The sequence below is a fragment of the Acaryochloris marina MBIC11017 genome (assembly GCF_000018105.1).
GTDB lineage: Bacteria > Cyanobacteriota > Cyanobacteriia > Thermosynechococcales > Thermosynechococcaceae > Acaryochloris > Acaryochloris marina.
In genome coordinates this window covers 4655488-4669461 of record NC_009925.1, presented here as the reverse complement: position 1 = coordinate 4669461, position 13974 = coordinate 4655488, and the positions used below count along the sequence as shown (strand labels likewise).

13 protein-coding genes are annotated in these 13974 nt (G+C 48.3%); 4 read left to right on the top strand and 9 right to left on the bottom strand.

Going from position 1 to position 13974, the window contains the following annotated elements:
- Positions 1-5: 5 nt before the first annotated feature.
- The 4 genes from AM1_RS21010 to AM1_RS20995 form a co-directional block, all read right to left on the bottom strand.
- Entirely contained in the window at positions 6-1490 is a 1485-nt protein-coding gene (locus AM1_RS21010; RefSeq protein WP_012164912.1) for an MFS transporter, read from the bottom strand.
- The gene (gene recO / locus AM1_RS21005) at positions 1487-2368 is read right to left on the bottom strand and encodes a DNA repair protein RecO (RefSeq protein WP_012164911.1); all 882 of its coding nucleotides are present in this window, start codon (positions 2366-2368) and stop codon (positions 1487-1489) included. Before recO ends, AM1_RS21010 begins: the two co-directional genes overlap by 4 nt.
- Before the next feature lie 105 nt (positions 2369-2473).
- Positions 2474-3172, bottom strand: a complete 699-nt coding sequence (gene deoC, locus AM1_RS21000) for a deoxyribose-phosphate aldolase (protein ID WP_041660087.1) — start codon at positions 3170-3172, stop codon at positions 2474-2476.
- Positions 3173-3286: 114 nt separating this feature from the next.
- Positions 3287-4234: a TraB/GumN family protein gene (locus AM1_RS20995; protein ID WP_012164909.1), complete on the bottom strand. Its 948-nt coding sequence runs from the start codon at positions 4232-4234 to the stop codon at positions 3287-3289.
- 452 nt (positions 4235-4686) lie between these two features.
- Here AM1_RS20995 and AM1_RS20990 point away from each other — a divergent pair, with 452 nt between their 5' ends.
- Together AM1_RS20990 and AM1_RS20985 are read left to right on the top strand one after the other, a co-directional pair.
- On the top strand, positions 4687-5991 hold the full coding sequence (locus AM1_RS20990) for a ferredoxin reductase domain-containing protein (RefSeq protein ID WP_041660086.1): 1305 nt from the start codon (positions 4687-4689) through the stop codon (positions 5989-5991).
- Positions 5992-6217: 226 nt separating this feature from the next.
- Positions 6218-6565 carry a DUF4870 domain-containing protein gene (locus tag AM1_RS20985; RefSeq protein ID WP_012164906.1) on the top strand — a complete coding sequence of 116 codons (348 nt, stop codon included), beginning with the start codon at positions 6218-6220 and terminating at the stop codon, positions 6563-6565.
- A 36-nt stretch (positions 6566-6601) separates the two neighbouring features.
- Here the strand turns inward: AM1_RS20985 and AM1_RS41125 are convergent, their stop codons facing one another.
- The gene (locus AM1_RS41125; RefSeq protein WP_148215788.1) at positions 6602-6811 is read right to left on the bottom strand and encodes a hypothetical protein; all 210 of its coding nucleotides are present in this window, start codon (positions 6809-6811) and stop codon (positions 6602-6604) included.
- A gap of 331 nt (positions 6812-7142) precedes the next feature.
- Here AM1_RS41125 and AM1_RS20980 point away from each other — a divergent pair, with 331 nt between their 5' ends.
- Both AM1_RS20980 and AM1_RS20975 read left to right on the top strand, forming a co-directional pair.
- Complete coding sequence (locus AM1_RS20980; RefSeq protein WP_012164904.1) at positions 7143-8732, top strand: peptide ligase PGM1-related protein; 1590 nt, start codon at positions 7143-7145, stop codon at positions 8730-8732.
- A 108-nt stretch (positions 8733-8840) separates the two neighbouring features.
- A complete protein-coding gene (locus AM1_RS20975; protein ID WP_063710531.1) occupies positions 8841-9173 on the top strand; it encodes a hypothetical protein in 333 nt (110 codons plus the stop codon).
- 2 nt (positions 9174-9175) lie between these two features.
- Here the strand turns inward: AM1_RS20975 and AM1_RS20970 are convergent, their stop codons facing one another.
- From AM1_RS20970 to AM1_RS20955, 4 genes are all read right to left on the bottom strand, one after another.
- Positions 9176-10063 (bottom strand): ABC transporter permease, encoded by an 888-nt coding sequence (locus AM1_RS20970; protein ID WP_012164902.1) that lies wholly within the window; start codon positions 10061-10063, stop codon positions 9176-9178.
- An 82-nt stretch (positions 10064-10145) separates the two neighbouring features.
- Positions 10146-11165, bottom strand: coding sequence for an ABC transporter ATP-binding protein (locus tag AM1_RS20965; protein ID WP_012164901.1), 1020 nt, complete (start codon positions 11163-11165; stop codon positions 10146-10148).
- Positions 11166-11496: 331 nt separating this feature from the next.
- Complete coding sequence (locus tag AM1_RS20960; protein WP_012164900.1) at positions 11497-12471, bottom strand: heme o synthase; 975 nt, start codon at positions 12469-12471, stop codon at positions 11497-11499.
- Between the two features lie 63 nt (positions 12472-12534).
- Complete coding sequence (locus tag AM1_RS20955; protein ID WP_012164899.1) at positions 12535-13419, bottom strand: COX15/CtaA family protein; 885 nt, start codon at positions 13417-13419, stop codon at positions 12535-12537.
- Positions 13420-13974 lie beyond the last annotated feature (555 nt).

Below are 13974 nucleotides of genomic sequence, written 5' to 3'. Positions count from 1 at the left end.
ATGGACTAGGGAGACGACAGTCGTGAGGGGTTTGCATCATCTGATACAGATGAGCTGGTATCGGCAATATACCAGGATAAGAGCCCCCCGATCACAACAATCCCAGCAAGCCCTAGTAAAACCGTCTGTAATCCGAAGAAGGTTTCCGCCAATCCAGCCAGGGCTAGGGGCAGACTTAAGGCGATATTGCTGGCATTGTTTTGCAGGCCAAAAACCTTACCCCGCATCTCTTCTGGGGTTTTCTCTTGAATGGTCGTTTGCATGGGAACGCCAATCAAAGCAGCGGCGGCCCCTAAGCCTACCATGAGCCCTAAAGAAATCCAGAGGGATTGCGTACTAAAGGCTAAGCCACCTAACATGACCGCCATACCCATAGACCCGTAAAAACTGAGGCGATGTCGGGGTAGGTTCTGACCAATGGAGCCCAGGATGGTAGCGCTAATCGCCATGCCAATCCCGCCAGTCGCCAGCAAAAACCCAAACTGGGAGGTTTTAATTCCCGGCAGGACCTCGGCTAACCGCACCACTAAAACGGCGAGGGCAGCAAATACAGAGAATAAAATAACCAGCTGAATGAGGGCCGTGCGCACCCGTCGATGCTCGTTAAGATATTGCAGACCTTCTTTGATATCTGCCCAGACATGGCTATCGCCCGTGGAGCGATTGGCTGCGGTTTCTCCCGTTCTCAGAAAAAGCAGTAGCAGACCTGCGATCGCATAGCTGCCTCCAACAACCAACTCCCGTCCTGCATCCCACCCTAGCTGGGAGAAATAGCCCCCGACAATCTCCAGGAGCGGTTCTCCCGCCGCAAACCCGCCAATCAGCGCCAGCAGCATGGTCAGGGTATAAAGGGAGTTGGCGCTTAACAGGTGAGGCTTCTCTACAATTAAGGGAATCGTAGACTGCTCAGCAGGGGCAAAGAACTGAGTGAGGGTCGAAACGAGGAACGTCACCCCGAGTAACACCCAAAATCCTAACGGAATCTGAAACCAGCCGGGTTGTTGACCACAGAGCCACAACAAAGGTGGAAGGCTCAGTACCAAGGCCCCACGAAGGCCATTGGTGAGGACTAAAACCCACTTCTTGGACCACCGATCCACATAGACCCCGGCAATTGAGCCAAATAGCACCGCCGGAATAGTGAAGGCAATCATGATCGATGACACCCAGACGCTGACAGATTGATCTGGAGCCTTAAATTGACTGGTGATTAGGGCAATAATCAGCACCAAATACACCTTGTCGGCCATTTGGGAGAAGACTTGCCCCAACCACATCAGCATAAAATTCTGATTGCGGAGGACAGGCCAATAGCCTTGTTCTACCGGTTCTTCAAGGACTGGAGCCACGGCAGGTTCAGACGGAGGCGCTGCCGAGGTGACTGGAGATTTTGCGGATGAAGATGGACCCGCAGTATTGGATGAACTGGGTTTACCCGTCGAACGGGGAGAGGAGGTCAGATTGCGTTTGGGATCATGTACTTGGGTCATGAAGGCACGGAAGTGAGGTCGGGCAGGGGGGTAAAACAGGTGTCAATCAGGGCAGCGGATCGAATCGGGCGATCAAAATAGGCTTCGGCATAGTGACGTAGAGCAGACTCCACCCCTTGCCAGATCACCAACGGATAGGTTGCGATTAACGGCAATGGTAAGGGGGAAGCAGGCTGAATCTCCGCAGGGTTGAGATCTTGCAGTAATGCGAGTTCCTGGGCAGATAATTTGCCTTGCACCCGATAATCTGCCCCCAGGGGATAGGCAATTGCTTGTTCTGCTGCCTGCTGAATCGCGGTGCGTGGTCGAGGGGGACCTGTGAGGGTCACAGTACCACCTGCCCCCGCACTGAAACCCACACGCCAGGTCGGGTTGCTGGTGGGCGGGTCCAAAGGCTGGTGGGTGACGCAGCAGGCATGAACCTGGGGAGCAATGCCCGCCCCGGCCAATAATTTCAAGGTGCCGTGGATTAAACAACAAGGGACTTGGGCCAGGGTCGCGTTTTGAAGTTGAGTAAGCTGTTGACAAAATAAATCCCACAGCTCTGTCTGGGGTTGGCCGCTTAGGGCTTGATAAAGGGTCAGCTCTGCAAGGTATTGACTGGTAGTCAACTTAGCTAAATTTTGACTTAAACCGGGATAGGATTCTAAGGTTTCGGCCTGGGCAATTTTATCCAGGGACCGACCCTGTACTAGCATCAAGTCATTCACCACAAACAGAGCACTACGGCCGCCTAACTTGGACTTTGGCTTCCGGCATCCAGGGGCAACAGCTCTGACCAGCCCCTGCTCGCGGGTCAAGATCGTCAGCAGGCGATCGGCCTCTCCGAAGGGCATACTTTTGAGATTAATTCCTGTCGCTTTGTAGGTTCGACTCATTGGGGTCTACCTGGATCGAGAAAACCGAGTTGGGGGAAGCAGGATAGCGTGGACACCCGCTTGCCTTGATCCAAACATCTTGAGGTGGATATTTCGAGAACGGAACTATCCAGGGCCTGATGGCTCAGGCGATTCAATCTCAGCTGTAGCCATCCGTACAAGATCAACCCCTCGGGAGGTTCCCAAGCGGTTGGCTCCTGCCGCGATAAGTGCTAAGGCCTGCTCGAGGGTCCGAATCCCACCCGAGGCTTTAACGCCCACACGATCGCGTGCGACCTTTGATAATAATTTTATATCAGCAGGGGTGGCTCCGCCGTGCCATCCCGTACTTGTTTTGAGAAAGGCGACCCCTGCATCCAGGCTCACTTCTGCCCCTAACCGTTTTTCGGCATCTGTGAGGAGGGTCGTTTCTAAAATTGCTTTAACGGTTTGGCCTGTGGTTGCACAGATATTGGCGAGTTCTTGGTGAACGGCATCGACTTTTCCTGCCTTCAACCAGCCGATATTAATCACCACATCTAGCTCTGTTGCCCCTTGATCGACAGCATCTTGAGCTTCATAGAGTTTGACGGCAGACGTGGTGGCCCCACTGGGGAAGCCGATTACAGTACAAACTTTGGGGGAATATTGGTGGAGACGGTTAACGGCAGTTTTGATATGGGTGGGGTAAATACAAACCGCCGGAAATTCAAATCGGATTGCTTGGTCGCAGAGGGTTGCGATCTCATCCTCTGATGCCAAGGGATCGAGAAGGGTGTGATCGATATAACGAGTGATATCAATATCTGCCACCGTTAGGGTCACACTGCACCTCAAATGCCCATCGTATTTGGGAAAACCTGTTTAGCTTTCCTAGTCCAATGTATCAAGAATATGGATGGCATGGGCTTTTAAAAACCCGTTATTTTAGCGCTGTTGTTAGAGGCGCTTTAGCGTATGGCCTTTAGCTTGTAAAAGTTCTAAAACGCTATCCTTGCCAACTAAATGGCCCGCACCCACCACAATCAGATAGTCATCCTCTTTTTGCAAAAGGGGTTCAATGGTGGTCATCCATTTGCGATTGCGAGCCCCAAATATTTGGTCTTCCAACTCGGGATAGTCTTTAAAACTTTTCAGCAATAAATTCTTTAAAGTTTGATCATCGCCGGATTTCCAGGCTGATACCATCTCCTGAAATGATGTTTCTAAGGTGTCTAATTCATCAATTGTTTGGCGAATATATTGCTCTTGATCGCCTTGGGAAAAACTGTCAAACAGATTGAATTGATCCTCAATGGTTTCTAATGCCAGGGTCTCTTTGCCATCTTTGGTCGCTTTCTTGAAAAAATACTGATCCACACCATGTTCAGGATTGAACTCTAAGCGCTGTAGTTTTAAGGTGATCAAGGTGAGGGAAAAGAACCAAGGCTTGAAACCAGAAAAGGCCTCAATGGGTAAACCAATTTCTGATGCGGTGGTTTTTGCCAACTGATAGGTTTCTGGCGTTAGTCGATCCTTAAGAGTTTTGCCGTCTTGGGCCGTCGCTTTCTCCAAGACGAGGGATTGAGTTTTACTCGATTCGAGTTCCCCCATATCGACTTCAAAGACCAATTTTTCGGCATCCTCATAGGCATCATTGATTTGTTTTGCCAACGGATAGTCTGATTTTTTGAGCAAATGAATGGACCCTAGGAGATAAACCGTATTCTGGGGTGATTTGACTTGCCAGAGAAAGGTTTGTTGGGGCTGAGGAGCTTGAGAAGACTGGGGGGATGGGGCAGGAGAAGGGCGGGTTGGTTTATCACCGCAAGCGCTGACCAAAGTCAATAGGATAACGACCGCAATCCGGGATACATTTTTTCGGATGACGCCATGAAATTTATGCATTGATTTCCCCACAACAGTTGAAATGAACTGAGCGTATAATCATCAGTTTCAGCAACGTTCAATCTAGCATTTCAACAAGGAAGGAGACCGTGGCCCCATCAATAGATTCTCCCTTTAGTTGCAAAGAGCGTGACGGTTGAGGTCCAACAACTTGTGAGCCAAGATATTGGAGGCTTAGCCGGAAAGAAAGTGCTAAAAGCCTAAGTAAATATGGCGAGCGCAAGGCTAACTAGCCATGAGCAAGCTGCGGTAAGACGATTTCAGAGCAGCAAAAGAAATGTTACGCTTTTGCGCAACTACTGCCTTTCAATACAAGGTTTTGAAGCTTTTGCGGTGTACGATATACATGCACCGCTTAAGATTTATTTTAGGTGATGGCGTCACCAAAGTGGTGCATTGGTTTATCGCAAAAGCAGCCAATACCCCAGTTGAATGATGAGTGAGCATTAAGAATGGATTATGAAAGCATGAAAGGGTTAGCCGGAGAGGTTGAACCCAAGTTAATGGCTATATTGGCTGAATTTAATCAGACTCTGAAAAAGTATGGTGTTTCAAATGCAAGGGTGGTTGAATTTACCCTCAGTGATCAAGAGATGCCGGAAATGGAAGGTTTGTCCTGCAACTTTTCCTGTTGGGTATCCCCTAGCAATTTGACCTGTGGTATCAAATGCGAATTTGAAGCTTCCGGCACCACTGGAGCGAAACCGGCAGCTATCGCTACACCAACTGCTAAAAAAGCTGAGAAGGCTAAGCTTTTAGCGGCAGCGGCGGCAGCTCCCACCAAATCTGCTGCACCTGCAGCGAAAAAAGCCAAGAAAAAGTCGGATGTTCCGATTAATATCTACCGTCCCAATAAACCCTTTGTGGGCAAGTGTATCTCCAATGAAGAGCTGGTGGGGCCTGGCGGTATCGGTACCTGTCGCCATTTGATTTTCGATATTTCTGCTGGTGATTTGAAATATGTCGAAGGCCAGAGTATTGGCATCATTGCAGACGGCACGGATGATAAAGGCAAACCCCATAAGATTCGTCTTTACTCCATTGCGTCAGCCCACCGTGGTGATTATCTAGATGATAAAACCGTCTCTCTCTGTGTCCGTCAATTAGAGTATCCCGATCCAGACACGGGTAAAACGGTCTATGGCGTTTGCTCTAGCTTCCTGTGTAACCTCAAGCCTGGAGATGATGTCAAAATCACAGGGCCTGTGGGTAAAGAAATGCTCTTACCTGATGATCCCAACGCCAACATCATTATGCTGGGGACCGGGACTGGAATTGCTCCTTTCCGCTCTTTCCTCTGGCACTTGTTCAAAGAGAATGAAGATGCCAATGCCAATCCCTTCTGGCTACCCAAGTTATTGGGATGGGTCAAGCCCAGCGATAAGCCCAAGTTTAACGGTAAGACCTGGTTAATTTTCGGCGTAGCTACTACCCCCAATATCCTGTACAACAAGGATTTAGAAGACCTACAGCGTCGCTATCCCGACAACTTCCGCTTAACGAAAGCCATTAGTCGCGAACAGAAGAATCCTGAAGGTGGACGGATGTATATCCAACACCGGGTTGCGGAGCATGCGGAAGAACTCTGGCAGATGATCCAGCAGGAAAACACCCACACCTATATTTGTGGTTTGAAAGGGATGGAAAAAGGCATTGATGAAGCCCTAAGCGCCGTTGCCAGCAAAGATGGCGTTAACTGGAGCGACTATCAACGGGAAATGAAAAAAGCTCATCGTTGGCATGTAGAAACCTACTAAGCCACCATTCTTTGACGAGCCTCATTCTTGAAAATTTAACTCTCTGAAGCACTCCAGTTCTCAATGAACTGGAGTTTTTTTGATCATTTAAATTGGAGAAGAACGGGAAAGGAAAGATAGCTCGGATCGGGTTTCTGGGGTTCGCTTTCCTGGAAAGATTGAGTAAGATCTAATCAGTTTGAGACCCACAGGGCTTGAACACCGTTGCTTGAAAAGAGGCTAGTTCATGGTTGCCAATATCTATGATCCAGATAAACGCAAACTCCTGTCATCTTTGAGTCATGGTTCGATTTTTCTGAGTGCCTTGGTGTTATCCATCGGCATTCCGTTGGTCATCTTGCTCGTATCGGATGATCCAGTGATTAAAGAAAATGCTAGAGAATCCATCAACTTTCATGTCAATGTTTGGTTCTATGGCATCGTATTCGGCATTTTATGTTGGGTGCTCCTGGGGTGGCCGCTCCTATTCTTATTGTTTATCGGACAGTGGGTGATGCCGATTTTGGCGATTCGCCATTGTTTTCAAGACCCAGATGAACCCTACAACTACCCGTTCATTTTTCATGTGTTGTAGGCAGCAGTTTTTGCTGCAGTTGACTGATCTTTGCCCTTAGCTATCGCGGCGATCAGTCCAATTACAAACTGGGCAGTGGCAATTGCCAATCGCCCGCTCAGTGATGTGAATGTTTGTTTTGCACTCTGGACACTGACCTGTAAAAAATGGATGGGTCATGATCAGTCGCACTTGTTCCATGTAGGACAATTGAGACAACATATAGCTCAAGGACGGAGGCATGGTTTGATCAGGATGGTTAGACACGGTCTTTAGGGGTTGGTTCTAGGTAAATACAAACCCGCAGGAGAAAACGCTTCACTTCGTAACTTTAAGGTATCGATTTCTTTTCGCAGAGTATATATATAATCTGTCCGATCTAGACCGAGAACAACCACTGAGAAACTACTGATTTCCTGACAATAGGCGGGATTTATGATTCTTCATGATTTCCGGGGATATACGGATAGGGGCAGAAGACAAATGGTTGGATGAAATGTATATCGAAGCCAGTGTCACCGTCATAAGCTGATGCCAGTCACTTTCTAAGTCGGTTAGGCAGCTAAGATGTCAGGTAGTGAATGCAAAGGCATGTAGGATGCAAGATCTAGCGGCTGTTGAACAGGCCTTTAAACGGCTTCAAGCTCAGTTGTGTGATCGCTGGCAAGAGATTGAAACGGTAGATACGGGACATTCCGATATTTTAGTGATCCCCTCGTTTAGCGTGGATCAGCAGGAACTGCAAAAGATTGATGGTTTTTTGCACTATGAAGAACGGCTGTTGTTTTCCCTGATCCGGCTCCGTGATCCGAAAACACGTTTAATTTATGTAACCTCACAGCCGCTGCCACCGATTGTGATTGATTATTATCTACAGCTTTTACCGGGGATTCCCTTTTCCCATGCCCGCGATCGCCTGTTGCTGCTGCCTATTTATGATCAGTCTCTCAAGCCCCTGAGTCAGAAAATTTTAGAACGGCCCCGGTTAATGGAGCGGATTCGCCATTCAATGCGGCCGGGCTGCTCCTACATGATCTGCTTTAACTCAACCGATCTGGAACGGGAAATTTCGGTCAAACTCAATATTCCTTTATTGGCCGCTGATCCAACGCTCCTGCATTTAGGAACGAAGAGTGGGAGTCGGCAGGTCTTTGCAGAATGTGGTATTCCTCATCCCGATGGCAGTCTGTTGGTGTGGGATACGGAAACCCTAATAGAGGCAGCAGTTGCCCTCTGGCAGCGTCAGCCCCAGCTTCAACGGATGGTCATTAAGCTCAATGAAGGCTTCTCTGGAGAAGGAAATGCGCTGCTGGATCTAAGGAATGTAGGGGATATTGATACCCTCGAAAAAAGACGAAACGTGATTTGCGATCGCATCCCCCACCTCACCTTTGAATCTCCTACCGAGACTTGGTCTCATTTTTGCGATCGCATCCCTGAACTCGGTGCGATCGTCGAAGCGTTTATCGAAGGGGAGTATAAGACCTCTCCCAGTGTTCAGGGCCAAATTACCCCCAATGGCGAGGTCGAAATACTCTCAACCCATGATCAGATTTTAGGGGGGCCTAATCAACAAATTTATTTAGGTTGTCGGTTTCCAGCATCAGAAGAATATCGCCTCCAGCTTCAGCAGCTGGGCCTCAAAGTCGGCCAGAATCTGGCTAAGAAAGGGGTACTAGAGCGATATGGAGTAGATTTTGTCGTTTCTAAGCGCCTTTTGGCAGATGGCAGTATCCATTGGGATGTCCAAGCCATTGAAATCAACCTGAGGAAAGGAGGCACGACCCACCCCTTTATGACCCTGAAACTGCTAACTAACGGCTTTTATGACATGCATAGTGGCCTGTTCTTTGGTCAGCAAGGATTGCCGAAGTACTATGTGGCCTCCGATAATTTGTGTGAATCCTCCTATCAGGGATTATTACCCGACGATTTGATGGATATTATCGCCCGCCACCATCTCCATTTTGAGACGGGAAGTGAGATGGGGACCGTCTTTCATCTGATGGGTTGTTTATCAGAGTTTGGCAAAGTAGGTTTGACCAGCATCGCCAATTCACCCGAACAGGCTGATACGATTTACAACCAGGTGATTGAGATTCTGAACCAGGAGACCCGACCAAAGCCCATGGTGCAGACTCCAGAAACAGAACCAACGCTGCCAATTGGCTGGAGCATCGGCAGTTGACAGGCACTGTTCCAACCAACAACTGCTTCGGGAATCCTCGCCTCACAGCCCCGGCAGTCTCCTGGGAGATCAGGCTAGATTAGGGGTAAGGGTATTAGAGGCAGGCCAATGGTAGACCTAAACTTTAAACATCAAAGGCAACCTTGCAAGATCGCCATACCAACGGTTGTACTGGGCTTAACCCTTGGTCTGACTGCGATACCGGTACGGGCTGTGCCAACGGTTTCTCCAGGCTTTTTCGCCACCCAAAATGCCGCAGAAGATTTTTTTAAGGCCGGTCGCCAACATCTGGAACACGAAATCAAGCAGCTAGAACAGCGACAAAGTCAGCGGCCAGAAAAAATTCTCCAAGTTGATGACAACACGAAGCTCAATGAAAAAGAGCTGGAAAATTGGGATTCTTTGCGTCCTCAATACCAGCTCCAACAAAGAATCAAGTGAGATTAGCCGAGGCGGCGGTAGAGCAGCTTCTGAATACTCAAAAGTGCTAGGGCATCAAATCCGAATAGCAGCAATAAGGAACCCGCCAAGCTGACCGATCCCCAAGGTGCTTCCATAACCACGCCAGTGAAGCTCCAGTCGTTATGGAGGTAAAGGTACCGAATCGGCTCAATGGCAAAGCTTAGGGGATTTAAGCTAGCAATCACCTGTAGCCAAGTTGGCATAAAGGCCAAGGGGACTAAAGCGGTGCTAGCGAACAATAGGGGCAAATTTGTGACAAAAATAACGGCAATTAGCTCAATATGACCCGGCAAGGCAAAGGAAAGTCCCAAGCTAAGGGCTGTCACCCCTAAAACAAGCAGTAAAACAATGAGAGCAACAATGGCCAAACCCACCGTATTGGGCAACCCCGCTCCCATAAAGAAGCTCAGAACCATAATGGCTAGAGTTTGGATCAAGCTCAAGGTTGTGATAAAAATCGCCGATGCCATCACAATTGAAAAGCGGGAAGCCAAGGGAGCCACCAGCAGCCGGTTCAAAAAACCAAATTCCCGGTCAAACATCACCGGGAGTCCTGCATTTAAGGCCCCACTAAAAGCCGTAAACACAATGACGCCTGCACTGAGGAACTGGCCATAGCTTTGGCTGGTGCCAAATAGGCCTTCCGGTACATTTTTAAAGAGCGCACCAAACAAAACCAACCACATCAAAGGCTGAATAATACCAGCAATTAAGGTGGTAGGGCGTCGCTTCAGTTGAATAAATAGACGGCGGGTTAGGGCGACCGTCTCTTGCAAGAATTCCCCAGAAACAATCCCAGGGGTCGTTAATAAATCGGCTTGAACACCTGGGTTAGCGACTGAGTTGGTGTTAGCAGAGGTGATGGTCATAACAAAGTTTTAAAAGTTGGTATCTAGGTTCAGAAGAAATTGAGGATCCATCGACGGTAAGTTGATCCTAAACGATAGGAAGTTAACGCATATTTTCTTTGCGTTCTTTTTTGCGATCGCGAGTCCCTGCCGCTGCCATTTCAGCATCCAACAAGGTTCGACCCGTGGCAGCTAGATAAACATCGTCCAAACTTGGACGGGCTTGGGCAATGCTAAAAATAGGCAACCCGGCCTCTTTCAGGGCAGTTTGAATACTTAAGAGGGCATCTCCTTGGGAAGAGACCACCATATTGAGTGAGTTGCCTTGGGCAGGATTGATAATCACATCTTGCACAAAGGGTAGGGCAGTTGTCATGGCCTGGGCCTGTTGTGCCTCTTGAACTGGAGTAAATTCCCGAATCTTGAGGGTAACTCGATCCCCTCCCACTTGGTCTTTTAGGTCCGTGGGTGCCCCTTCGGCAATGACAGTGCCTTGGTCAATAATGGCAACGCGATCGGCAAGGGCATCAATTTCTTCTAGATAATGACTCGTCAGCAGAATGGTCGTGCCTCGCTCGCGCAGTCCTTGTAGAAAGTCCCATATCACGACCCGACTTTCAATATCTAATCCAACAGTGGGTTCATCTAGAACCAATACAGCAGGCTCATGCAATAAACCTGCAGCAAGGTCAAGTCGTTTACGGATACCGCCAGAATAGGTGCCTGTTTTGGTATCGGCCCAACTTTGTAGATCTAGCAGCGTTAAAACTTTTTCCACCTGACCTGCAATCGTTTTGGCCGGTAGATGATAAAGGGCCGCTTGTAGCTGCAGCAATTCACGACCGGTAAGAACTTTATCCAGAGCGACTTCTTGGGCAATATATCCCAACAATTGACGGGCAGCTCTGGGATATTTTTGAACAGAGACCCCATTCACCTCGATGGTGCCACCATCCGGTGTGGCTAAGCTGCATAGGCAACGCAAGGTTGTGGTTTTACCAGCACCGTTGGGTCCTAGCAAGCCAAAAATCTCTCCCGGTTGAATTTGAAAGGAGACATCTTTAACTGCTTCAACCTTGCCGTAGGATTTTTTTAGGTTTTGGATGAGAACAGCAGGAGCCATATAATCACAAATCTCAACAGGCAGTCTTTCTTATTTTATTACTGTGTCTACGATGCAATTGCATGAATCTTAGGAATTGCTAGTTGAGATCGTAGTTTTTGGAGCATTACGTTACAGAAGCTCTTCAGTTATCAGGCCATATATTGCTGCCATTTAACTTCAAAGCAGTCATTCAACTGTGATCAATTGATTCGCACACCTAGACTTCACCTTAAGTAAATTTAGCCTGTCATCCGCCGAATATTGCCATAGTTTCAATAAAAACAGAGGTACCTATCAATCTGGATAAAAAAATTCCAGATGGGGTAGCTTCAAGGTGAAGTTGATGACTTCAACCAATGCTGGGTATCCAAGCTTGAAGGATATGAGTGGAGTGGTGCCATATCTGTTGAGTCCAGGGAAGACTATCGACTCCCATCCCTGCACAGAGCAGCATCATATACAGAATCGAGAACTTAAAGACGGACCGGGCCATCTGCTTATCATCTGGGGTTTGAGTCAGTTGCCAGGCTTTGTGAATAAACTGCACCCAGAGCACAATGGCTATCGACGCATATAACGCACCAGACACTTTTAAGGGATAAACCAATAACAGGGTGACGGGTAACAACAGGAGCGTGTAGATAAAGGTCTGATTGGCAGTGGTGGCCATACCATTCACCACAGGCATCATGGGAACGCCGACTTTGGAATAATCTTCTTCAATCATCATGGCGAGGGGCCAAAAATGGGGTGGCGTCCAGATGAAGATGATGGCAAACAGTACCCAAGCGGCCCAGCTCAATTCTCCAGTGACCGCAGCCCAACCCACTAGGGGGGGAATAGCCCCTGCAGCACCACCAATTACGATATTTTGGGTGGATGAGCGCTTCAGCCAGTAAGTATAGACACCAATATAAACAGCTATACCCGCCATCGCTAGACAGGCACTCAAAAGATTGGCCCCAAAGGCCAACAGGAAAAAGGCGGTGAGGGCTAATGATGCAGCAAAAACACTAGCCTGCCAGACTTGGATTCGCCCAGAGGGGAGAGGACGATGCCGGGTTCGCTCCATGATGTAGTCGATGTCGCGATCGTAAATACAGTTGATGGTATTGGCCGACCCCGCAGCACAAGCGCCTGCGAGTAAAGTCGTTAGAAATAATCGCGGGCCGACTTGTCCAGAGGAAGCAACCCACATGGCAGCCGCCGTTGTAATCAAAAACAACAGAATCAGCCGGGGTTTAGTCAGTTGATAGAAATCGATGCAGGTCTGAGCAAAACCAGGATGAAGCCAAGGAACCTCAGCCCATATGGTTTTTTGCATATTTAAGCCTCTGAATAAATTCCAAGATGGGGCAAGACGATGAAAACGTAGCGAGGGGAAGACTTAAGACGGTTCTAAAGAGCCTGTCATTGCGAGGGGAACGGTTTGTAAGGGTTGCACATATTCCGCCTGATGGCGATCTCGAATCGCGATCACGCTGAAGATTACTAGGGTGCCTAATAAACTGGCCCCAATGGCTTGGTGGGCAACGGTTAAGCCGACAACTTGTAGATGTAATCTTAGGGTCGATATCCCTACTAAAATTTGTAGGCTTAACAAACCTAAAGCCAGTTTTCCCAATCCCCTTAAACGCGGGTGCAGGGCTGGAGTTCGCCAAGCTAAAAACACCAAGGCGAGAACTGCAAGGGTGGGCGGAACAACCCCAACAAAGTGGTTATACATAATCCGACAAAGCTGTGCTCCTGCCAGACATTGGTGCGCAGCCCAGCGAGAAGCCACTAAGCCGCCGAGGATACTTTGGAAATAGATAAGGACTCCAGCGAGGGTGCTGAGCCAAGGAAGTCGAGCCACAACCCCCGTTCCCTGATAGGGCATTAAGCTACTGCCTAGCACTAACATGCTGCTAAAAAAAAGCAATCCGGTCGCTAGATGAGCGGTCACAATATCAAATCGCAAAAGTTGGGTGACCGTTAATCCGCCTAAGACGCCTTGGAAGATAATTAAGCCAAGACACAGGGTCGTAACGATGGGTACCCATTTGGGTAATTGCGATTTCCACCGCCAGGTTGCTCCCACTAACACCATCATCAAGAGACCGAGGGAGGAGGCAATGAGACGATGAAACCACTCTAGGAAAACCTGGAGATTCATCTGTTCCTTGGGAATCAGCTCCCCGTAGCATAGGGGCCAATCTGGGCAGGATAATCCTGCATTCATTACCCGTGTTGCACTGCCTAAGGCCATTAGAAAGAGTGTCAATAGGGCCATGGCGAAAAACGCATAGCTGAAGAGCTGACAAGGTGTTCTTTTCGCTGAATTGGCACCTGAGGAGTGGTTCTGTAGTATGTCGGCCATAGATTGTGTCAACAACGATAGGAAGGGGAGTGTAACCACATCAGTGGTTATTAACTTTTAATAGTTCGCTACTAGTAGAGATCTATCGAAGTTTGGTCAGAATAGATACACTGTAACCACTATTTTCCTGACGCTGGAATGGCCTGAAACATATTGCTACACAAGTGTCGCAGCTTGCTTAACACTATTGCGGATATTACCTTTTTTTAAGGGTTCTACTAAAAGGTAGAAAGACATAGACTTTTGTAAGGAAACTTTAAGGTTCAGTTATCTCCAAATCTAGAATCAACTGCCAAGATAGAAGGGTCTGTTGTCTTGTCAGGATCCCAAAGAAAAGCCTAAGACTGCTGATCAGAGTTCCACCTTACCGAGGGAGCTGATCTACCGTAGTAGGTGATGTTGAAGGTCTTGAAATAGGTGTTTAAATCTTCTTATCGTTTGGCCTGATATCCGCTCTATCACTACAGG

Bases quoted from the DNA above. Each gene is read 5' to 3' on its own strand.
- AM1_RS20965 (WP_012164901.1), bottom strand. From the start codon at position 11,165: ATGGCTCCTGCTGTTCTCATCCAAAACCTAAAAAAATCCTACGGCAAG.
- AM1_RS20955 (WP_012164899.1), bottom strand. From the start codon at position 13,419: ATGGCCCTATTGACACTCTTTCTAATGGCCTTAGGCAGTGCAACACGG.
- AM1_RS20990 (WP_041660086.1), top strand. From the start codon at position 4,687: ATGGATTATGAAAGCATGAAAGGGTTAGCCGGAGAGGTTGAACCCAAG.
- AM1_RS21010 (WP_012164912.1), bottom strand. From the start codon at position 1,490: ATGACCCAAGTACATGATCCCAAACGCAATCTGACCTCCTCTCCCCGT.
- AM1_RS20985 (WP_012164906.1), top strand. From the start codon at position 6,218: ATGGTTGCCAATATCTATGATCCAGATAAACGCAAACTCCTGTCATCT.
- AM1_RS20970 (WP_012164902.1), bottom strand. From the start codon at position 10,063: ATGACCATCACCTCTGCTAACACCAACTCAGTCGCTAACCCAGGTGTT.
- AM1_RS20960 (WP_012164900.1), bottom strand. From the start codon at position 12,471: ATGCAAAAAACCATATGGGCTGAGGTTCCTTGGCTTCATCCTGGTTTT.
- AM1_RS20995 (WP_012164909.1), bottom strand. From the start codon at position 4,234: ATGCATAAATTTCATGGCGTCATCCGAAAAAATGTATCCCGGATTGCG.
- AM1_RS20980 (WP_012164904.1), top strand. From the start codon at position 7,143: ATGCAAGATCTAGCGGCTGTTGAACAGGCCTTTAAACGGCTTCAAGCT.
- recO (WP_012164911.1), bottom strand. From the start codon at position 2,368: ATGAGTCGAACCTACAAAGCGACAGGAATTAATCTCAAAAGTATGCCC.
- AM1_RS20975 (WP_063710531.1), top strand. From the start codon at position 8,841: ATGGTAGACCTAAACTTTAAACATCAAAGGCAACCTTGCAAGATCGCC.